Here is a 21,049-nt window from a genome sequence, read left to right on the forward strand (position 1 = left end):
GGAGTCAGCAATGAGCGCATTTGCACCTGCGGTTACAACCGTGTCCCCATCAATGATGCTGCCGGAAATTATCATGCAATACAGCATGGCTTCCGGCGCATTTGATATCCTTCCGGGCTCTGCTCCGCTGGTAAAAATCGGGTCCAGCGACCTCGTTGTTTACCAAAAATATCTGCGTGCTACGACTCAGGCGCTTGTCGGCCAATCGCTTCCTGGTCAATTACCTTCTGCCAGCATCACCGGTGGCTACGATCAGATGATGACCTATCGTATTTCCACTCGTTCACAGTACAGCCATTTCGATACTGATGCTGCGAGCCGCTGGGGATACTCACTGGTGGAAGGTTTACGCTTGGCTAACCGACAAGGCCATGCCCAGCAGCTGCGAAATATGCTGTTGTATGGTGTGAAGGCGTCCAACAATGAGGGCATCACTAACTCACCGAATGCGACAACGCTAAACCTCGGCAGCGACAGCCAAGGTAATGACTCCTACACCACATGGGACTCCGGTGAAATGGCGAAGTTTATCCTTGGCCTCATTGCTGACCAGAAGACGCGCATGATGTTGCTGGGTCAACCTCTGACTACCGTTGTTCTTTGTCCGCAACGCTTTATGAAAGCGTTAGAGTGGACCGGTGTTGTTGAACTGACGAGCTATCAACGTCCAGGTGCTGGTACTGCCACCGTTGGTACGATGGTGAAAAATATCGCCGGCGATGCCAGCGGTGATGATGTGATTTTCTGCCAGGATGACACTCTGATTGGTAAAGGTGCTGGTGGGAATGATCTTATCGTCATCACCAACCCTGAGCTGGTGGTGCCGGAAGCCCGTCAGGACATTAATACCAATATTTTCGCTACGCTGACGCCAAACCAACAAGCGGTAAACGTGATGTTCTGCGATGTGGCCGCACCAACTGAGATTCCATCACCAATGCCGGATGGTGGCCTTACTACGCTGTATACCATGCGTTCAACGCCTGGCTGGAATTTCCGTGCGGAAGGTGTGACGTTACTTTCTGCTAAATACTCGTAATAGATAACCTTTCATCTCAGAACAGGGGAGCTTCGGCTCCCCATTTTATTGAGGACAATCCATGAAGCTCTATATTGCCAACTGTTCACGCCAAGCGCATAACTTCAATTACAAATTACCGGAAAAAACACAATCTTTTGGCGTTACGATCAAAGCTGGTGCGCAGCACCTTCTGGAGTATCCGCCAGAAGTTATCGAACATATTATTCGCCAGCATGAACCTTATGGTTTCCAACCGCGCAACAAGGTCGATAATAATTTCTCTGGCATTTGTTATTCGGTCGAGAAAACGGTGAGTACCAATGAAATCATCGAAAATGCGGAGCAGAAAACTGAGAACCTCGACAATATGTCGCAGGCGATTTTGGAAGCCAGTGCTGTTGCATTAAATAATGCGGTGGACAACGCTGTCATTCAGAGCGGTGAAAAGCCGAAAGATGATGGTATTCAGATGGAGATCAAGGGGGAGGCCGTCAACCAAGAACAAGACAACCCACCAAAAGTCGATAAAAAACTTCAGGTGAAAAAATAATGACAACGTTGCGCCCGACGTTTGAGGGATTCCTCAGTTTCGTCCGTGGCGTGATGGGCGTACCTGTGACAGCCATCCCTGACGACTCACCATCGTTGAAATGTTGCTACAACGCGGCGTTGGAGATAGTGAACGTCGGGATGGGGTTGTGCCAGATACCGACCATCTACACGGTCACGGTATACAACGCAGGTGGTTCGCTATTGCTGAACCATGCCATTGATATACCGCCAAGCACTTACTTTGCCGATATCAGAAAAAAGCTGGGGCTTGGGAAGCTCGTCAGTGGGTTGATGTCAGCGGCAGCAGATCAGGGTACATCGGGATCAATGGTTGTCAGCGATGCCATGAGTAATTTGACGTTGGCTGACCTGATGATGATGCAAGATCCCTATGGACGGCAGGTTATCGCTGTACTGATGGAAATGGGGCCACTCTGGGGGTACACGCCATGAAAGTTTGCCTTGGGGTTGTCGATTTACCGTATGTGGAAGACGGCGGTACAACCACCCATGAAGTAGCTGAGTTCCTTGAGGATAGATACAACCTCTTCACTTGGTTCTGGACACTTCATAAGGACACGATCGTCAATGAGGTCGGCGAGCATTTGGCATTTGCCATCGTCAATCACATCCAACATGGAGTGCCGATGGTAGGTAATGAAATGCTGGGCGAGACTATGCGGACCTTCAATATTTTCCTTGAACAAGAGGAGATGGCCGGACTTCCCGGAGTTCCAACCGGGGCTGCAATTCGGCGTGAGAATGCACGTTTGAAAAGTGGTAAGGGAAAGGGGGAAAGACGCCCATCCTTTATTGATACCGGTATCTTCAAAGCCTCTTTTATTGCATGGATAGACGAAAATGCCGAGTCTTGACGAAATAGCCGAAAGTACCGGTTCTCAACTCTCTTCTGTTCTCCAGTCCGCCGTAGAAACCATCTCATCCAATCAGCAGATCAATTTTCGTCTTTACGTGAAGCAGGTGTTGCCGTTGGATGGTTTCGTGTACTGGGTGAATGCGGGAATCATCAATAAGGATGAGCTGGCGCGTCTGGAGATCGGTAGCCTGCACACGGTAGCGATCAATGGCAGCTTACATCGTCAGGTGGTTACCGAACAGTCTGAAACGCTTTCCCGCGCGGTGAACAGCATCATCTTTACGCCAACAGAAAAGATTGACGATTTTAATGCCGAAAACCCTGACGCTATTTATCTGGGGGAATATGCCGGCACGCAATTCGCATTCTCTCGAATGGATAGCAGGTATACCCAGGCAGGGATCTACCACTACCGAGGAACGGCGATATTACCAACGATGCGGACCCAGATCATTGACAGTCCAGATGATATCTCTGACGAGTTGGTACTATCCAATAGCACGCCGATTTGGTTGTCGTTGAAAGCCTTTGCAACGGTTTACCCGTCCTTCCTTTCCCCGGCGAACCTGAAGCCCCCGTATATCGTCGCTGATGTGCGAGATACCCAACCGCTCCAGATGGCCCCTTTAACGAACTCCAGCGCTCGCTGGCAGCACGTACAAGATCGAGTCAGGGTAACGCTGTACGGATTGAGTAATGCCGAAGCATTGGACTATCTCGATTATGTGGTGTCCTCGGCGCTGGAGGAGGAAAGCTTTGGTATTACCAATCTTCCGGTAGTGACCGATGGAAAAGCCAACCAGGTTGAGATCACCGCACTGGCAAAACAGAAGTTTATCGACTTTGACGTCAATTATTACCAGGCGACGACGCGCGATATCTCCAAGCAGCTAATCAAAGAAGTCATCTTTAATTACGAGGTCGAATAATGGCTTACAACATTGTTACGGTTAACGTCTCGCAGACCATCGGCGCTACCCCGTCAAACCTGCAACAGATGTCAGCAATAATTTCTACTGGCTCAACGTTGGCAAAGCCTGGCGTTCCTGTGCTGATAACTCAAAACTCTGAAATAACGGATCTGGTCAAAAACGCCATTGGTTCACTGGCGGCTGAGGCTACATCATTTGGCGCTGATGTGACGATGACGTTGCCAACTGGTGTTGTCATCGATCGGACTATCGGTAGTGAAATCGAAATAACGATCAGTGGTTGTTCGCCGGCGAAGTGGAACGGAGTTTATACGGCAACGCTTTCAGCGCCAGGAACGCTCACTTGGGTTTCCCTTGAAGATATCTCTGGACAGCCAACAACGCTGGGAGCCTTTGCAATTGAAGGTAGCGACGATTTGATCACAGCGGTGAACACCTTCTTTGCTCAGGGTAATTCAGTAGGCACGTATCTACTGGAATTGGGGTATCTCGACGGCAAGGTTAAGGACGAAGTGGCCGCGCTGAAAACCTACATGGAAGAGCCTCTCAAGGCCTTTTATGCGTATTTGGTCCCCGCCGCGTGGGATAAAGATCCTGATTTCATCACATTGACGAAGTTGTACACGGCGAACGAGGCCAAGCAGTACTTCTTCGTGCTGACAACGGCACCGACGGACAGTAACTACCTCACGCCGTACGACAATATTAAGTCAGTGATTGCGGTGAACGATGATACTTACCCGACAACGAACGCCGCCGCATCAGTGATGTGGAATTTAGTCTCTGCGTCACCATCAGAGATCAACAAGGTTCCGCCAATGGCATTCCGCTTCCTGCAAGCCGTGAATGCGAATAAGGCCAAGGCGGCCATCCTCGCCACTATGACGAAGCAAAATATCAACTACGTCGGAACCGGGGCAGAAGGCGGCATTGCTAATACCATTCTCATTAAGGGGGTGACCAGTGACGGCAATGATATGTCCTACTGGTACTCCGTGGACTGGGTACAGATTAACGTCGACATGATGCTGGCTAACGCGGTGATCAACGGCAGCAACAACCCCATCAACCCACTTTATTACGATCAGGATGGTATCGACCGCCTACAACTGGTGGCGCAGGGCGTCTTCAATACTGGCACCTCGTACGGCCTGGTAAACGGTTCTCCAGTGGTTAACGCCATTTCCTTTAAGACCTACACCAAGGACAACCCGAACGACTACAAAATTGGTCGTTACGCTGGGCTTTCGGCAACTTACACGCCTATGCGCGGATTTACCGAAATTATCTTCAACATCAACGTCACCATGCAATTGGCTTAAAGGAGCTGAACCGTGCCGAATCCAATGATTAGTCCCGGAGTTCTCAACCGCGTCCGGGCCAGTGCCAAATTTACCGATCACCCTGAGTTGAATGTGTCTGCTTCCTACCTTGCGAAAGAAGGGGTGGAGATTTCATTCCAGGGCAACATTGTAGAGCCTCTACAGGCCATGACCGGTGTTGTTCAATCGCCGCAGCCCTACATCCTGGCACAGGCGAAAATACATCTGCTGCGCAGCCAGGCGCTCGCTACCCAGTATAAAAAACAATGGGAGGTGAACGGTATTGTGGGGGATGTGCGTCTGTATACCGACAGCAGCGTGTTCGGTGAATTTGATATGACCAATACGGCGATCACCTCTGTTGGTGATATGACGTTTGCCGGCGGAGATCCTGGCGTTGTCATCACCTTGACCGGCACCTATTACGTCAACTCGGATATGTGGGAGCTTTGATGAAAATTTCGCGTGCTATGAACCTTATCGTGCCGGTGGAAACGGAGACCGGCACGGCTTATATCCATTCAACGCCGATTTCAAAAGAAATTTACAAAGAGCATTTTCTGATCCTCAGCAAAACCTTTGCTGCCATTTTTACCGAAGGGTTGGGAACCGTCGTTGGGCCGCGTATCGCTTACATGATGTTGGAAAAAATTTCGACTGATGCTGGGGTATGGGAAGGCGCAGACGGTATCCGTAATACGCTGGTGGGCGAAATCATTCGCCTTTCCAATCTGGTGTATCCGGTCGAGGGAAAAGGTTGGGATACGAAACCCCTCGATGTGGCGTTGGAAAAGGGTGTTGTAGAGCTGGATGAGATGATCGGCGAACTCGTTTTTTTTACATGCGTCTCTGCGATAAACAAGCCGGACCAGGCCAAGGCCTTAATGGAAGTCGTGAGTGGTCTGTGGAACAGTGCAACCACATCGTTGAGCCTTATGGCCTGGATCGATTCGTTGGTGACATCGAAGCCACCCGCCAATTCTGGCGAGACGGAGAGCACGTCGTCAGCGAAATCCTCGACTACTGTGCCGGTATAGGTTTCCGCGAATTATTCATCGACACGCCATTAAATCTGAAAACAGCAGCTCAGTTGCGTGAGCTGCTGAAATGCAAACCACCTGGAGGGCTTTAATGGCCGGAAATCAATTACCCGTCCTGACGCTGGATATCGATGAAGAGAAGATCCGCCAGTTACAAGCGATTTCGGAAAAATTCAAGGCTGCATTCGGTGTCGGTCCCGGTGGTATGCCATTCAGCCCGCCGGTATCTGTTCCCAGCGATGAGAAGAAAGAGAAAAAGTCTCCGGCAACCCGTCCTGAATCTCAGTTCGATAAATTCTTCAAAGAATTGAATAAAGAGGCTCAAGGAACGTTAAAAACCTTTGGATTGATAAATCGCACTCTTGGTATAACGACCAGCGCACTGAAGGGGCTTTTCTCTACAACGCTATCCTGGGGTTCGAAACTGATTGCGTTGAGCGTGGCAGGGCCATTCGGCTTTGGCCTTATGGCACGGCAGGCAACTAATCAATATAGAAACGCTCAAGGGCTTGGTGTTACCACTGGGCAGATGCAGGCCGCAAAAAATGTTTATGGTACCCGTATTTCCGGTACCGATAGCATTATGCAGACATTGTCAGCTGTACAAAATGATCCAAATAACCCAGCGTATAAGGGGCTGATGGCACTGGGTCTTAACCCAATGGCCGGCGTGAGTGAAAATCTACCTAAACTACTGACAAAACTCGATGAGCTGTCCAAGCAATATAAAGATACCGGTGCTGTGCAGACAGTTTTAAGTAATATGGGATTGGGGTTCGTTGGTGCCGATACAATGAACCAGATAAAGGCTAACAGCGGTTATCTCCCGTTGCTTAATCAGCAATACGCCGAACGGTCCCAGCACTTGGACACAGGTATTGGTAGCGGTACGCAGGAAGCATTGCAGCGAGCGTACTCAAACCTTTCCTATAATGCTGACAGGATTGGTAATACGTTCCTTACAGCGCTTGCCAAGCTTTCTCCGTCGATCACAAAGTTTTCCGATTCCATTACTTCTGGGCTGGAGAAATTCATTCGCGGTGAGAACGGCAAAGCGCTTTTTGAAACAGTGGCACGTGGCCTTGAGAAGTTGGCAACTTGGCTTGGCAGTGAGCAGTTCCAAGATGATCTCACTGAGTTTGGGCGAGCGGTGAAGGCAATAGCTCGCACATTACGTGATGCTGTGTTATGGATAACCGGGAATGTTAATTTATCAGGTGTTGGTACTGGAAAAGATCAAGCAGATAGGAGCTTGGTCAATTTTGGTGAAAAATATTTGGGTGGGCAACTTCCAGGGGCCAACCCACTGACTAATAAATATACCGGTGTTTTTTCAGAGGACGCCGTTTATAGTCAATATCAAATGCCAAGCGGATTGAAAGGTAATATCCAGAATTTTGTTGAGCAGATGAATGACAAGGCTCAATTACCGAAAGGATTAATGCCAGCAATTGCGGATACCGAGTCCTCATGGAATCCTCTTGCAAAAAACAAAAAATCTGGTGCTGCGGGGCTGTTTCAATTTATGCCGGGAACTGCGAAAGCCTATGGACTAAGTGAAGAGGATGTTTTTGACCCTAACAAAGCAACTTTCGCAGCCGCAAAATATTTGCAAGACAACATGCGACGTTATAAAGGCGATATTGCGAAAACCCTCACGCAATACAATGGCGGTCGGATTGATAAAGACGGTAACCTGAGTCTGAAAATGGAAACCGTAAAATACCTCATGAAAATCCTTCCGCAAGTACAAGGTGGATTGGAGCAGCATCCTGGTATTATGGGGCAATTGAGTGCAGCACGCGACCAGCTTGCCCGTTCTCCAGATGATGCTCGCGCCACTATCAAGCTCGATATAAACCAAATGCCAGGTTCTGACATTAGTGCTCAAGTGCGTGGTGTTTATATACCTCCGAGGTGATAATGGGACTGAACTATTTCGGCAAAGCTTTTCAATTGGCGTTCGAGATCTCTCCGATTATGTTGGTTGATGGGCTGGCCGCAGAGGTTCCTGGTGGTACGCTGCCCATAGCTGCAATCACGGAAGGATTGAGTATTGCTAATGGCTTACTCCATGGTGAGATTGGTAATGGGCCGACAGCGCACTTTATGCCAATGGCCGGCACTACGCTGATTCAGCAGGATATCGGGAACCTCAATTTCTATAACCAAGCTACAGCAGCTAATGCGGTGGTGAATCGGCCAAACAGGGTCATGATGCAGATGTTGCGTCCGGTATCCACCACTGACGGCGGCTATGCCACTAAATCTTTGACGTTTACCGCGCTGAAAATGGCTCTGGATAAGCACAATCAGAGCGGTGGCAGTTACACCGTGTTGACCCCGGCTTTTATCTATACCGGGTGCCTGCTGCGTTCTGTAATCGATAATTCAGGATTTTCGGAGCAGAACAAGCAGGTGCAGCATTCATGGATGTTCGAGTTTGAGCAACCGCTGTTAACCATATCCCAGCTTGAGGCCACTCTCGGTAACCTGATGAATAAGTTTGACTCAGGTATGCCTGCATCGGGTGGGCTTGGCTGGAGCGCTAATGGGACCCAAATAGCAGGACCTCCGCCATTATGACGACAATCATTCCATTTAAGCCTAACGGCCAAGTACCGTTTTCATTCCAGGCAACGGTTGGCGGTGTAAATCTTTTCGCTACGGTGCCATACAACCTTTATGCCAATCGCTATTACCTGAAATTGGCTGATGGTCAGGGAAATACAGTTGTTTATATTCCCCTAATCGAATCACCGGATGATTATGACATAAATTTGGCGTTGCCATACGCCCCCGGCTCTCTGGTGTATCGGTCCAGTAGCCGACAGTTTGAGGCAACATAGGATGAGATATTACCGGTTAGAAATTAACGATAAAGATGGGCATCCTGCTTTTGCTCGTGATGGCACGCCCATAGGCCCATTTGATACTTCAACGCGCCCTGGTCATGGTCTACATATCGTTTTTGACGTTCTGATTGCTGGGTATGACGTCATTAGCAGTGGCACAGCGATAGCGATATATGGTTTGCCAATAACTATGCTGAGTCAAAGTGTGCAACTGAGCGGCTATCAAGTGAATTTATATGCAGGATTTTCCGACGGTTTGCCATTGGCTAATTCAAAGCAACAAGGCTTGATCATTAGCGGTCTGATATATAACCCCTATGCGAACTGGATTGGAACTGAACAGTCGCTGAATTTTATTGTTAACCCTAGCCCGCTCGTTAACGATAGTGGGCAGGCATTCAGCATAACGATGGATGGCAAGAAAGGCGAAAAAGTCAGTGATGTACTAAAGCGAGCCCTTACCGCTAGCTTTCCCAATACGGTTATTAATATTGAGATTAGCGATTTGCTGGTGCTACCGGAGGATTGGCCTGCTGTATATCACCGCATGGGGCAATTAGCCTCCGTAATTCGGGGGCAGTCATTCAGTATGATTAGATCCGACAGCTATAGTGGCGTTCAGATAGTCATGCAGAATGGGATGATCCGCGTCTTCGACAACATCACGACCAGTGAGACTGGCGGGATTAAAATTCTTCCGCAAGAGTTGATTGGTCAACCTACTTGGTTGGGCGTGGTGAGTATGTCATTCAAATGCCCGCTGAGGGCAGATCTGCATTGTGGTGACGTTGTAGAGTTGCCGGAGAATATGATCTCTGGGTCAGCATCAATCCTTTCCGTGAACTCAGAACAATCATATTCGATGCTAAGGAACAGGGTTAATTTTTCCGGAAAGTTTTTGATCACCTCCGTCCGTCATGTAGGCCAATATCTATCTCCCGATAGCAGCAATGCTTGGGTAACCATTTACGAAGCTATTGCACAGGTACAGTAAATAATGAGTGATTCCCAGAAATTCCCCTTTGCAAGAGCAATGGCGAACATGGCGAATACCATTGCAGAGGATAACGAGGCTATACGTGGAGGCGCGCTGCCGTGCCATGTTGTTGCCGTTAAGGGGCAAATAGTCACGGTGCAGTTCGATATCCTCCCTGATGGAATACAGTACCCGCAGATAACAATACCAATCGCGACCTTTGCATACATCCGTTATCCGATACAGATTGGTGATAAGGGCGTTACTGTGCCGGCAGATGTTTCATTGCGTGGTGTGTCCGGGTTGGGAACAGGGATCGCAAGCCGTTCGTTTTCCCCATCCCTGACCCCGTTGTTCTTCGTGCCAATCGCCAATTCAACATGGTCTGATGAGGAGCCAGATAAACTGGTTCTCTATGGCCCTGATGGAGCAATACTGAAAACGCTTGATGGTAGCGCGTCGGTCACGGCGTCTCCGAAAAAAATTTCGATCAAGGCTGAGGATATTTATCTGGTTGGCCGAATTCATCTGAACGGCCAAATCGTCCAGGATGCAGGACAAATATCAGGTGATGCCACGGCCTCTCTGATTGGTCCTCTCAACGTTGAAAAGGATGCAACTGTCAATGGCGTCAGCGTTAGCGGCCACGGTCACGATGTTAAAAACGTACAGGGCGGCAGCAGTACCATCACGTCGGAAAAACCAAATCCAGGAGGTAGTTGATGAGGACTTGGGGTAGGGTTCAAGATGGCACAGGTAAACAAAAATGGGTTGTCGTAGAGTCGGACGAAAATGGCGACTTTTCCTACGGTTGGTTAACTACGTTGATCCAGACATTGAAACTTGGCTTGGGTGAGTCGCCATTCTATGCCCAGTATGGCATACCTGCGCAGCAATCCATTGTTACGCAGGTTTACCCAGATTATTACGTGAACATCACCCAGCAACAGTTCGCTGGCTACTTTGCATCGCTGTCGATCACGAAGGTCGAAGGATCAACGAAGCCTACATATAACATACAGGCAATATTCCTCAATGGCGTGACCTATCGGGGAGAAATAGCTATTTAAAATCAGTGGTATGAGTGCACTCCTATGGACGCAAATTCATTGAGTAATGCTTCTATGGCTATGCACAATCTCAAGAAGTATAGATAATGGAAGTTTGTGGGCTGAATAGGAAGTGCGCATGAGGTATGTTATATCGACACTTAACAATGGTGGTTGTGATGTTGAAACAACTATTGAGTTTAAAGGTATAATATTTAATAAAAAGCATAAGTATAAAGCATCTGTTGACCAGAGAATTACATCACCTTCAGGGCGGTGGTTGTTAATTAACTTTTCGAGACATCCAAGTGAAGATGATGATCGATTGGTTTTATTTGATATTCGCTCGGGAAAGGTTGTGTTTAGTCTTGCAGACTTTCATTACTCTTACAATGAGTCATTTTCCTTTTGCTATAATGAAGAGTTCATAATATGTCACACTGAGGTATGTGACTTAACGATTGACCTTAATGGCAATGTTGTTAATGAACGGGTGTTTTACGAGGAATGTGTTAATCAGTCCATGCGTATTAATGAGTATGTTATTAACAAGTTTATTGATTTTTATGGTGACACGCAAGAAAATAGACAGAAGGCTATTCACGCCATAGATGGGAGTTTAAAATACGCTTCTTTAATTCGGCTGAAGGCTGAGCTTTTTGAAAGGTGTGGTGATTGGAGTGGTGCATTATCTTCCTACAAAGAAGCGTTATCCCTCGATTGCAATGTCGGAGTTAAACGTAAAATTCAAAAGTTATCAAAGGTGGTGGGTAATGGCTAGTTTATTTGTTTTTTGTCGATGCTTTTTGGTTGTGCTTGGGCTTGGTATTCCAACTTATTGTTTAGCTGAGAGAGGTAATGAACAGTTAACTACGGAACAAAATAGATTGTTGGCGAAAATTGTTGCTGATGAATTGGCATTAAAAAAGATGACTAATGCTTGTGTTCTCGTTGGAGAAGGGAAAAGAGAGCAGGCAATGGATTTGCTGAAGGGGATTGATTGGAATGGTACTTCTGTAAGTATATCTAAACTTGGTGTTGATTTTGATGGGGTTATTCATTTTTATCAACAACACCCTCAGTTAGATAAAGAATCATGCAATCGATATAGCGCTGAACTTCTTCATGACTCGTCAAGATAAAATTGAATTTCAATATATAAAAGGCTCACGGTTGTGAGCTTTTTTATTGGAGTAAATATGTCAGACCTACCAATAATAGTTACACAATCAGGCGCACAACCTACGCCACCGAAAACACTCTTGGCTAATCTTATCACAAATGTTTCCGCCATTGTTCCCGGTTATACAGCCAATCTACCAGCAGGTCTGATTACAGACTTGGCGAGCACGGCTACAGGGGCCGTTGCCCTTATCGATAGCGCGATGGTGGATACCATCAATTCGGTGACCCCATACGGTGCAAACGTACCTCTGTTGAAGCAGTTGGGGAATATCTATGGCGTAACGCAAGGCCAAGGCTCTAACACCTCTGTAAACGTCACCTTCATGGGGTTACCTGGCTTCGTTATTCCAAAGGGATTTATCGTTTCTGACGGCAACTACCAATATGCAGTACAGAACAATACTATCGTGCCTAACGGGGGGCAGACAGCCCCGGTATACTGTTTGGCAACCACGCCGGGGTCATGGGCCGTTCCTGAAGCCTCGGTTACCCAAATCATTACCTCGGTCCCCAGTTCGATTACGTTGACTTGTACGAACGTTACTGCGGGTGTTGCCGGCGAAGATAAGCAACCAGAGTCGTCGTATCGTGCACAGGTATTGCAGTCCGGCATGTCCACTGCGCAAGGGGTTCCCACGTTCTTACGAACGTTATTGCAAAAAGTTCCAGGCGTTAAAAGCAATCTGATCTCCTATCGGAATATCAGCGCTGGTAAATGGGCATTGATTGTTGGTGGTGGAGATCCGAACGATGTTGGTTTGGCTGTTTATCAGGCGATTCCGGATATATCCGTACTGACGGCGGACGTTGTCGACGGTGAGGGTAAGAAACCCGATAGTATTACTGTAACCATCACCGATTACCCAGACCAATACAACATACCGATCATCCTGCCAACGTCGCAGATGGTGACGGTAATCCTGACGTGGAACATACGGTTAACTGAGCTGCTTGACCCTGATAGCGTATCAGCGGCCACAACAGCGCAGTTGGTGGAATACATCAACGGGATACCTATCGGCGAACCCATAAATACGTATCAGGTCGAGTCTATTTTTCTGGAGGCAATATCTCCGCTCATCAACCCATCACAAGTGTCGTTGATAGAAATCAGTATTGGTATTAATGGTGTAATTGTTCCTCCGGCACCAGGTACAGGACTTGTATATGGTGGCGAGTATAGCTACTTCACAACAGACTCATCACATGTGACGGTACAGCAATATGGAAACAATAGTTGATAAAATAATACCGGCATATCCATTTGTTCAGTATAACGACGACCCAGATATTGTGGCATTTTTTACTGCATACAACAAAATGGCCCAAGATTATCTCACTGCGTTTAACGCTCTTACATTACCGTACTGGCCGGGTGAGATAATTAATGGTTATCTTCTGGACTGGATAGCGGCGGGTATCTATGGTGTTACAAGGCCGTATCTGAAAATCTCAGAAGGAAGTGTGGCGAAGGGAACTTACAACAGCGTTGAATACAATACGGTTCCTTACGCCAGACTAAAGAGTTATCGACCTGGACAAACGCAGTACTTACCTGATGAGTTCTTTAAACGAATTCTCACATGGAATTTTTATAAAGGTGATGGGTTCCAATTTTCTACGCCCTGGCTTAAGCGTCGTCTTTGTCGATTCATACATGGAAAGGCAGGTGTTGACCCGAATATTCAGAGCACATTTGATGTAAGTGTGACGAGTAGCAACGGTGTATTTGAATTGTCTATTCCAGATTATGGCGATGGCATCGGGAAGTTTTTGAAAACGGCGATAGAGCAGGGATTGGTTAACCTCCCTTTTATTTACTCATTCAACGTGACGGTAAATGAACAATGATTATAGGATTCGGTAATAATGTGGTGTCCGCTCTCGCATCGGATATCACTGCAACGCAAACTTCTATTGCGGTAATGCCGGGGGCTGGAGAAAAATTTGCTAGCTTGCTAACAACAGATATATCGAGTCCTGGTAGCCCGCATGGTATTTATGCAAAGTTAACGTTAACTGACAGCCAGCAAACTGTTTTTGAAATATGTCATCTGATGTCAGTAACGCAGGATACATTGGCCGTATTACGGGGTCAGGAAGGAACTCAGGCGAAAGGGTGGTCACTGAATGATGTGATTGCAAACTTTGCCACACGAGGCTCAGAGCAGCAGTTTGTTCAGATAGAGGCATTGCAGGCTGGGGATTATACGGCAGCGAAGGCAGGAGGAACGGCGAACGCTCTGGCTATATCGTTGACTTCGACTTTTTTTAATAATGAATCTACGGATTGGCAATTAAATACGCCACTAATAATCACGCCAACGGTTACTAACACTGGCGCTGCAACTTTGCAGGTGACCATTTCGGGTAAGGTTGTTGGTACCTACCCGCTGGTGAAAGGGAATAACACTGCACTTCAGGCTGGGGATATTGTTGCCAAGAATCCATTTGTCGTGGTTTTTAGCTCTGAACAGGAGCGTTTTACTGTATTAAACCCAACAACTGAAATTGGTGTTGTGCGCTCAGTGAACAACATTGGTCCAGGCGTAGGCGGTAACGTCGTTCTCCCGATGTATGGGTTAGGTATGGGGCCTCAGCACAAGGATGATGCGTTCAGCGATGTGGCTCAGATATACCGCATCAATAGTTCTAGCGCCAGCACCCCCGGCGGCAGTGTCTACGGGGTGATTTGTCTTCCATGTGACGGCGCACCTTCTGCGGCATATTTGGCCGCTGGTAACAATGGTGAGTTGCATGTCGGGCGCTCGACAACTGCATCTAAAGGCGTTTTGTGGAACCGAGTATATACCACAGCCTATAAGCCAACAGCTGCTGATGTAAATGCGCTGCCCATCACCGGCGGCACCATGACCGGTGAAATAAAGTCAACCAGCAGTGCAATTTTACGCGGAATTCAGGGGGGATATGGTGCCATGTGGCGGATGGACGCCAATGCTTTCTATTACCTTCTGACGAATCCAGGCGATCCAAACGGTAATTTCAACAGCCTGCGGCCACTTACTATCATCAACAACACCGGTAACGTCAACATTGGCACAGCCTTATCCGTTGACAGTCAGAACTCGATTTACAAGACCGGCATCCATACGTACAGCGACGGTGGCGGTAGCTATAACCAGACAAACGGCATGACTCTGCAAGGTGTTGGCGACCAAGTCGGTGAAATGTATTTTCTGGAGAACATCGGTAAATATGCCCACGTTGGGTTACATGCGAGAAGCGGCGGCCGTGATGCCTGGTATGAGTTTCGCCATGACGGCAATATTTTTGCCAACGGCACCAACGTTGCGCCGGTCGGGGTTATCGAAGCCTGGCCGAGCGATGTTCCGCCGACCGGATGGCTGATGTGTGATGGTTCCGGGTTCAATACTGGTGTATTTCCCAATCTTGCCCTGATATTCCCCAGTGGCCAACTTCCTGACCTACGTGGCGCATTCCTGCGCGGTAAGGACAACGGCAAGGGGGTTGACCCTAATCGTGGACTGTTATCCATTCAGCCTGGTCAAGCGCCAGCATCTGCCATTGGCGGTGGTGAATGGGGGAATTATGCTGGTAGAGACACTGGGCACACAGTTGGAACAGGGACAGATAACACCGGCACTTACCGTGTCATGCAGGAAACTGAACAGCAGCGCGAGACCCGCCCCTACAACGTCGCTATCAACTACATCGTGAGAGCAGCATAATGACCACAGCAAAATACAACCTCGATTTTGAACACGCCGTTTTAGGCCCGGAAGGCTGGTCGACAACATCGGGCTGGATATTGACGTATCAGTGCGCCTACAGCACTACGCGTGAGTATACCTCCTGCTACTGGCAATATTGCCAGCAGGGTGTTGGCATCGCCGCTGGTTCGTACACCGACAAACCAACGCAGCCCACCGAGGACAACAAAGCCATCCGGCGAACGGAGGATGGGAAAGCCTGGGAGATTGTTGATGATTTTCGCGGTCAGCAGTCATACAGCACTGATACCGGCGAGCCGCAGACGATTGACTACCTGGGGCCGATCCTTGCCGGCTGGACGCTGCTCGCTCCACAAACTCCCTATGACAAGTGGGATGGCAAGAAGTGGGTGACCGACAAAGAAGCCCAGCACGCCGCCCAAGTCCAGGAGGCCGCCGAAAAGAAAACTAAGCTGATGAGAGAGGCCACCACCGCTATCGCACCGCTGCAAGATGCTGTTGATACAGGTATTGCCACGGAGGACGAAACGCGCCAACTCACAGCCTGGAAAACCTACCGTGCACTGTTGAGCCGCATTAACCCTGAAGATGCGCCGGATATCAAGTGGCCTGTTCAACCAGAGTAACATTGTAGCCGGGCACAGCCCGGCTTATTTACCTGACAGCTCTCATGTGTTGTTTTACGATGGCTTGCCTAAAAATCGAACATGGGGAGTGATTATGGATGACGAACGCGCAGTGTTTATCGCTAACGAGATCGGGGCTGCTGTGATCGAACTGATCGCTAATGGGATGGACGTAAATCGTCCCAATATTACTGACTACTTGGAATTAAAGAGAAAGACTGTGGGCAACACGCTTTACAAAGGTGTGCTGAGAGATGCGGCAGCTGTTGTGCGGGAAAAGTAGGAGGGCAGATGCTTGGGGGCCTCAATTTGGCTTTGATTTGGGGCGACTTACTGTGACAGATTTGTGCCAAAAAATTGCCACAATTCGACAATTAACAGCAAAAACTTACAAAGCTCTTTTAGGCGACTGGCCTGTGGTGCGGCTTTGGCAGTTAGTTTAGAATACGCACCCTTTGTATATCATCAGACTGTTTCTCTGATGCTGGAGGCTTTGTGAAGTACGAACTACAAACTACCGATGGCCGCGCTCGCCGCGGCCGCCTGATTTTCGACCGCGGCGTGGTGGAAACCCCGGCCTTTATGCCGGTCGGCACTTACGGTACGGTCAAGGGCATGACGCCGGAAGAAGTGAAAGAGACCGGCGCGCAGATCCTGCTGGGCAACACCTTCCACCTGTGGCTGCGCCCGGGCCAGGAGATCATGAAACTGCACGGCGATCTGCACGACTTCATGCAGTGGCCAGGTCCGATCCTCACCGACTCGGGCGGTTTCCAGGTATTCAGCCTGGGGGCGATGCGCAAGATCAAAGAGGAAGGCGTGTACTTCCGCAACCCGATCAACGGCGACAAGGTGTTCCTGAGCCCGGAAAAATCGATGGAAATCCAGTATGACCTGGGCTCCGACATCGTGATGATCTTCGACGAATGCACGCCGTACCCGGCCGACTGGGACTACGCCAAGCGTTCGATGGAAATGTCACTGCGCTGGGCGGAGCGCAGCCGCAAGCGTTTCGACGAGCTGGAAAATAAAAATGCGCTGTTCGGCATCATTCAGGGCGGCGTTTACGAAGATTTACGTGATGTTTCCGTCAAAGGGCTGGTGGATATCGGCTTTGACGGGTACGCTGTGGGCGGCTTGGCTGTAGGCGAGCCGAAAGAGGATATGCATCGCATTCTTGAACACGTTTGCCCGCAAATTCCGGAAGATAAGCCACGCTATTTGATGGGCGTCGGCAAGCCGGAAGATTTGGTGGAAGGCGTGCGCCGCGGCATCGACATGTTCGATTGCGTCATGCCGACCCGCAACGCCCGCAACGGCCATTTGTTCGTGACTGACGGTGTGGTAAAAATCCGTAATGCCAAGCACAAGGATGATACTTCTCCGCTGGATAAGGACTGTGATTGCTACACTTGTCGCCATTACAGCCGCGCCTACTTGCACCATCTCGACCGTTGCAACGAAATATTGGGTGCTCGACTGAACACGATTCATAACCTGCGTCACTACCAGCGCCTGATGGCGGGTTTACGCCAGGCTATCGAAGAGGGTAAATTAGAGCAGTTTGTTGCGGATTTCTATGGTCGGATCGGCAAGCCGATTCCGCCTTTAAACGCTTGATCTAATAATTGATAACTTAATGAGGGAATTTCAATGAGCTTTTTCATTTCTGACGCCGTCGCATCCGCAGGGGCTCCGGCTCAGGGAAGCCCGTACTCTCTGATCATTATGCTGGTGGTGTTCGGCCTGATCTTCTACTTCATGATCCTGCGCCCACAGCAGAAACGCGCGAAAGATCACAAGAAGCTGATGGACTCCATCGGTAAAGGCGACGAAGTGCTGACCACCGGCGGCCTGATCGGTCGCGTGACCAAAGTGGCCGACACCGGCATCATCGCCATCGCGCTGAACGACACCACGGAAGTGATGATCAAGCGTGACTTCGTGGCGGCCGTTCTGCCGAAAGGTACCATGAAGGCCCTGTAATCTTTTTTCCCGAAGGGAATTGCCGTGCTAAACCGTTATCCTTTGTGGAAGTATCTGATGTTGATCGTCGTGATCCTCGTCGGTCTGCTTTATGCGCTTCCCAACATCTACGGTGAGGATCCGGCCGTACAAATCACTGGCGCGCGCGGCGTCGCCGCCAGTGAAACTACGCTGGACCAGGTCCGTACCGTATTAGAAAAAGACAACATCGCGAGCAAGTCGATTGCGCTGGAAAATGGCGCCATCCTGGCTCGCTTTAAAGATCCTGACGTTCAGCTGCGCGCCCGCGAAGCGCTGGTGACCGAGCTGGGTGACAAATTCGTCGTGGCGCTGAACCTGGCGCCGGCCACGCCGACCTGGCTGGCCATGCTGGGCGCAGAGCCGATGAAACTCGGTCTGGACCTGCGCGGCGGCGTGCACTTCCTGATGGAAGTGGACATGGACACCGCGTTGAGCAAGCTGCAGGAACAGACCATGGATACCCTGCGCAGCGAGCTGCGTGAGAAGGGCATTCCTTACGCGTCTATCCGCAAGCTGGACAACAACGGCGTGGAAGTTCGCTTCCGCGACGATGCGGCCCGTGACCAGGCCATCAGCTACATCGGCCCGCGTCAGCGCGATCTGGTGCTGTCCGCCAATGGCGCCAACACCATGAAAGCCAACCTGACGGACGCCCGTCTGAGCGAAGCGCGCGAATACGCCGTACAGCAGAACATCACTATCCTGCGTAACCGCGTCAACCAGCTCGGCGTCGCCGAACCGCTGGTGCAGCGCCAGGGCGCCGACCGCATCGTGGTTGAGCTGCCGGGCATTCAGGACACCGCGCGCGCCAAAGAAATTCTGGGTGCCACGGCGACCCTGGAGTTCCGTCTGGTGAACACCAATGCGGACGCCACTGCGGCGGCCAACGGCCGCGTGCCGGGCGACTCCGAGGTGAAATACACCCGTGACGGCCAGCCGATCGTGCTGTACAAGCGCGTGATCCTGACCGGTGACCACATCACCGACTCCACTTCGAGCACCGACGAATACAACCAGCCGCAGGTTAACATCTCGCTGGACAGCGCCGGCGGCACGTCGATGTCCAACTTCACCAAGGACAACATCGGCAAGCCGATGGCGACCCTGTTCGTGGAGTATAAGGACAGCGGCAAGAAAGACGCCAACGGCCGTGCGGTGCTGGTGAAACAGGAAGAGGTGATCAACGTGGCGAACATTCAGTCGCGTCTGGGCAACAGCTTCCGCATCACCGGCATCGGCAACCCGAACGAAGCGCGTCAGCTTTCGCTACTGCTGCGTGCGGGTGCGCTGATCGCGCCGATTCAGATCGTCGAAGAGCGCACCATCGGCCCAACTCTGGGTCAGCAGAACATCACCCAAGGTCTGGAAGCCTGTCTGTGGGGCCTGGTGGCGTCCATCGTCTTCATGGTGGTCTGGTACCGTAAGTTCGGCGTGATCGCCACCACGGCGCTGGTCGCCAACCTGGTGCTGATCGTCGGCGTGATGTCCCTGTTGCCGGGGGCGACGCTGACCATGCCGGGCATTGCCGGGATCGTGTTGACGCTGGCGGTGGCGGTCGACGCCAACGTACTGATTAACGAACGTATCAAGGAGGAGCTGAAGAACGGCCGGTCCGTTCAGCAGGCGATCCATGAGGGCTATAAAGGCGCGTTCTCCAGTATCGTCGACGCCAACATCACCACCCTGATCACCGCGGTCATCCTGTACGCAGTGGGAACCGGTTCGATCAAGGGCTTTGCGATCACTACCGCTATCGGTGTGGCGACGTCCATGTTCACCGCGATTGTCGGTACCCGTGCCATCGTCAACCTGCTTTACGGCGGCAAACGCATTAACAAGCTGTCTATCTGAGGAGTGCGTTGTGGCACAGGATTATACTGTTGAGCAACTCAACTACGGCCGTAAAGTCTACGACTTTATGCGCTGGGACTATTTGGCCTTCGGCATCTCGTTGCTGCTGTTGGTCGCGTCGATCGTCACCATGTCGGTGCGCGGCTTTAACTGGGGTCTGGATTTCACCGGCGGTACGGTGATTGAAATTAACCTGGAGAAGCCGGCTAACCTCGACCTGATGCGCGATACGCTGGAGAAGGCCGGGTTCCAGGATCCGATCATCCAGAACTTCGGCAGCAGCCGCGACGTGATGGTGCGCATGCCACCGGCGACCGGTACCGCAGGCCAGGAACTGGGCAACAAGGTGATCGGCGTGATCAACGACTCGGTGGATAAAAACGCCACCGTGAAGCGTATCGAGTTCGTCGGCCCGAGCGTGGGCAGCGAACTGGCGCAAACCGGCGGCATGGCGCTGCTGGTGGCGTTGATCTGTATCCTGATCTACGTTGGTTTCCGCTTCGAATGGCGCCTGGCGCTGGGGGCGGTTATCGCGCTGGCGCACGACGTGATCATTACGCTGGGCGTGCTGTCGCTGTTCCACATCGAGATTGACCTGACCATCGTCGCGTCCCTGATGTCGGTTATCGGTTACTCGCTGAACGACAGCATCGTGGTTTCCGACCGTATTCGTGAGAACTTCCGCAAGATCCGCCGCGGCACGCCTTACGAGATCATGAACGTGTCGTTGACCCAGACGCTGAGCCGTACGCTGATGACTTCCGGGACCACCCTGATGGTGGTGCTGATGCTGTACATCTTCGGTGGCGCGATGCTGCAAGGCTTCTCGCTGGCGATGCTGATCGGCGTGTCGATCGGTACCGTCTCCTCCATCTACGTCGCGTCCGCGCTGGCGTTGAAACTGGGGATGAAACGCGAGCACATGCTGCAGCAAAAAGTGGAGAAAGAGGGCGCGGATCAGCCTTCGATTCTGCCTTAACCGCCGCAGTATTCAGCGAAATGAGAAGGAGCGCCGATGGCGCTCCTTTTTTTTGCTTTGAGTT

General features: G+C 50.4%; 25 protein-coding genes. All 25 read left to right on the forward strand.

Annotation, left to right across the window (positions count from 1 at the left end; all coding sequences use genetic code 11):
- Positions 1–10: 10 nt before the first annotated feature.
- The 25 genes from ACJ8PN_RS00640 (at position 11) to secF (ending at position 20,985) form a co-directional block, all read left to right on the forward strand.
- A complete protein-coding gene (locus tag ACJ8PN_RS00640; protein ID WP_442534509.1) occupies positions 11–1,039 on the forward strand; it encodes a hypothetical protein in 1,029 nt (342 codons plus the stop codon).
- A 61-nt stretch (positions 1,040–1,100) separates the two neighbouring features.
- Positions 1,101–1,571 carry a hypothetical protein gene (locus tag ACJ8PN_RS00645; RefSeq protein ID WP_442534510.1) on the forward strand — a complete coding sequence of 157 codons (471 nt, stop codon included), beginning with the start codon at positions 1,101–1,103 and terminating at the stop codon, positions 1,569–1,571.
- Entirely contained in the window at positions 1,571–2,026 is a 456-nt protein-coding gene (locus ACJ8PN_RS00650) for a hypothetical protein (RefSeq protein ID WP_442534511.1), read from the forward strand. The genes ACJ8PN_RS00645 and ACJ8PN_RS00650 overlap by 1 nt, the downstream gene beginning before the upstream one ends.
- Positions 2,023–2,448 (forward strand): hypothetical protein, encoded by a 426-nt coding sequence (locus ACJ8PN_RS00655; protein WP_442534512.1) that lies wholly within the window; start codon positions 2,023–2,025, stop codon positions 2,446–2,448. Before ACJ8PN_RS00650 ends, ACJ8PN_RS00655 begins: the two co-directional genes overlap by 4 nt.
- Entirely contained in the window at positions 2,435–3,379 is a 945-nt protein-coding gene (locus tag ACJ8PN_RS00660; protein WP_442534513.1) for a hypothetical protein, read from the forward strand. Before ACJ8PN_RS00655 ends, ACJ8PN_RS00660 begins: the two co-directional genes overlap by 14 nt.
- On the forward strand, positions 3,379–4,704 hold the full coding sequence (locus tag ACJ8PN_RS00665; RefSeq protein WP_442534514.1) for a hypothetical protein: 1,326 nt from the start codon (positions 3,379–3,381) through the stop codon (positions 4,702–4,704). The genes ACJ8PN_RS00660 and ACJ8PN_RS00665 overlap by 1 nt, the downstream gene beginning before the upstream one ends.
- Before the next feature lie 24 nt (positions 4,705–4,728).
- Positions 4,729–5,157, forward strand: a complete 429-nt coding sequence (locus ACJ8PN_RS00670) for a hypothetical protein (protein WP_261411723.1) — start codon at positions 4,729–4,731, stop codon at positions 5,155–5,157.
- Entirely contained in the window at positions 5,157–5,741 is a 585-nt protein-coding gene (locus tag ACJ8PN_RS00675) for a hypothetical protein (protein ID WP_442534515.1), read from the forward strand. The genes ACJ8PN_RS00670 and ACJ8PN_RS00675 overlap by 1 nt, the downstream gene beginning before the upstream one ends.
- Positions 5,742–5,835: 94 nt before the next feature.
- The gene (locus tag ACJ8PN_RS00680; RefSeq protein WP_442534516.1) at positions 5,836–7,665 is read left to right on the forward strand and encodes a lytic transglycosylase domain-containing protein; all 1,830 of its coding nucleotides are present in this window, start codon (positions 5,836–5,838) and stop codon (positions 7,663–7,665) included.
- Between the two features lie 2 nt (positions 7,666–7,667).
- Positions 7,668–8,330 (forward strand): hypothetical protein, encoded by a 663-nt coding sequence (locus tag ACJ8PN_RS00685; RefSeq protein WP_442534517.1) that lies wholly within the window; start codon positions 7,668–7,670, stop codon positions 8,328–8,330.
- Positions 8,327–8,593 (forward strand): hypothetical protein, encoded by a 267-nt coding sequence (locus ACJ8PN_RS00690; RefSeq protein WP_442534518.1) that lies wholly within the window; start codon positions 8,327–8,329, stop codon positions 8,591–8,593. The genes ACJ8PN_RS00685 and ACJ8PN_RS00690 overlap by 4 nt, the downstream gene beginning before the upstream one ends.
- A 1-nt stretch (position 8,594) precedes the next feature.
- On the forward strand, positions 8,595–9,593 hold the full coding sequence (locus tag ACJ8PN_RS00695) for a hypothetical protein (RefSeq protein ID WP_442534519.1): 999 nt from the start codon (positions 8,595–8,597) through the stop codon (positions 9,591–9,593).
- 3 nt (positions 9,594–9,596) lie between these two features.
- The gene (locus tag ACJ8PN_RS00700; RefSeq protein ID WP_442534520.1) at positions 9,597–10,298 is read left to right on the forward strand and encodes a phage baseplate protein; all 702 of its coding nucleotides are present in this window, start codon (positions 9,597–9,599) and stop codon (positions 10,296–10,298) included.
- Positions 10,298–10,645 carry a hypothetical protein gene (locus ACJ8PN_RS00705; RefSeq protein ID WP_442534521.1) on the forward strand — a complete coding sequence of 116 codons (348 nt, stop codon included), beginning with the start codon at positions 10,298–10,300 and terminating at the stop codon, positions 10,643–10,645. The genes ACJ8PN_RS00700 and ACJ8PN_RS00705 overlap by 1 nt, the downstream gene beginning before the upstream one ends.
- Before the next feature lie 118 nt (positions 10,646–10,763).
- Positions 10,764–11,405: a hypothetical protein gene (locus tag ACJ8PN_RS00710; RefSeq protein ID WP_442534522.1), complete on the forward strand. Its 642-nt coding sequence runs from the start codon at positions 10,764–10,766 to the stop codon at positions 11,403–11,405.
- A complete protein-coding gene (locus ACJ8PN_RS00715) occupies positions 11,398–11,766 on the forward strand; it encodes a hypothetical protein (RefSeq protein WP_442534523.1) in 369 nt (122 codons plus the stop codon). Before ACJ8PN_RS00710 ends, ACJ8PN_RS00715 begins: the two co-directional genes overlap by 8 nt.
- Positions 11,767–11,823: 57 nt before the next feature.
- Complete coding sequence (locus tag ACJ8PN_RS00720; protein WP_442534524.1) at positions 11,824–13,050, forward strand: baseplate J/gp47 family protein; 1,227 nt, start codon at positions 11,824–11,826, stop codon at positions 13,048–13,050.
- A complete protein-coding gene (locus ACJ8PN_RS00725) occupies positions 13,034–13,660 on the forward strand; it encodes a hypothetical protein (protein WP_442534525.1) in 627 nt (208 codons plus the stop codon). The genes ACJ8PN_RS00720 and ACJ8PN_RS00725 overlap by 17 nt, the downstream gene beginning before the upstream one ends.
- A complete protein-coding gene (locus ACJ8PN_RS00730) occupies positions 13,657–15,519 on the forward strand; it encodes a phage tail fiber protein (protein WP_442534526.1) in 1,863 nt (620 codons plus the stop codon). Before ACJ8PN_RS00725 ends, ACJ8PN_RS00730 begins: the two co-directional genes overlap by 4 nt.
- The gene (locus tag ACJ8PN_RS00735) at positions 15,519–16,148 is read left to right on the forward strand and encodes a tail fiber assembly protein (protein WP_442534527.1); all 630 of its coding nucleotides are present in this window, start codon (positions 15,519–15,521) and stop codon (positions 16,146–16,148) included. Before ACJ8PN_RS00730 ends, ACJ8PN_RS00735 begins: the two co-directional genes overlap by 1 nt.
- A 94-nt stretch (positions 16,149–16,242) precedes the next feature.
- A complete protein-coding gene (locus ACJ8PN_RS00740; RefSeq protein ID WP_442534528.1) occupies positions 16,243–16,431 on the forward strand; it encodes a hypothetical protein in 189 nt (62 codons plus the stop codon).
- 212 nt (positions 16,432–16,643) lie between these two features.
- On the forward strand, positions 16,644–17,768 hold the full coding sequence (gene tgt, locus ACJ8PN_RS00745) for a tRNA guanosine(34) transglycosylase Tgt (protein ID WP_004940392.1): 1,125 nt from the start codon (positions 16,644–16,646) through the stop codon (positions 17,766–17,768).
- A 33-nt stretch (positions 17,769–17,801) separates the two neighbouring features.
- Positions 17,802–18,134, forward strand: coding sequence for a preprotein translocase subunit YajC (yajC, locus tag ACJ8PN_RS00750; RefSeq protein ID WP_004940391.1), 333 nt, complete (start codon positions 17,802–17,804; stop codon positions 18,132–18,134).
- Between the two features lie 24 nt (positions 18,135–18,158).
- Positions 18,159–20,006, forward strand: a complete 1,848-nt coding sequence (secD, locus tag ACJ8PN_RS00755) for a protein translocase subunit SecD (protein WP_004940390.1) — start codon at positions 18,159–18,161, stop codon at positions 20,004–20,006.
- A gap of 10 nt (positions 20,007–20,016) precedes the next feature.
- Positions 20,017–20,985, forward strand: coding sequence for a protein translocase subunit SecF (gene secF, locus ACJ8PN_RS00760; protein WP_004940389.1), 969 nt, complete (start codon positions 20,017–20,019; stop codon positions 20,983–20,985).
- Positions 20,986–21,049: the final 64 nt, after the last annotated feature.

It is taken from the genome of Serratia sp. CY76391, from assembly GCF_052166695.1.
GTDB lineage: Bacteria > Pseudomonadota > Gammaproteobacteria > Enterobacterales > Enterobacteriaceae > Serratia > Serratia nematodiphila.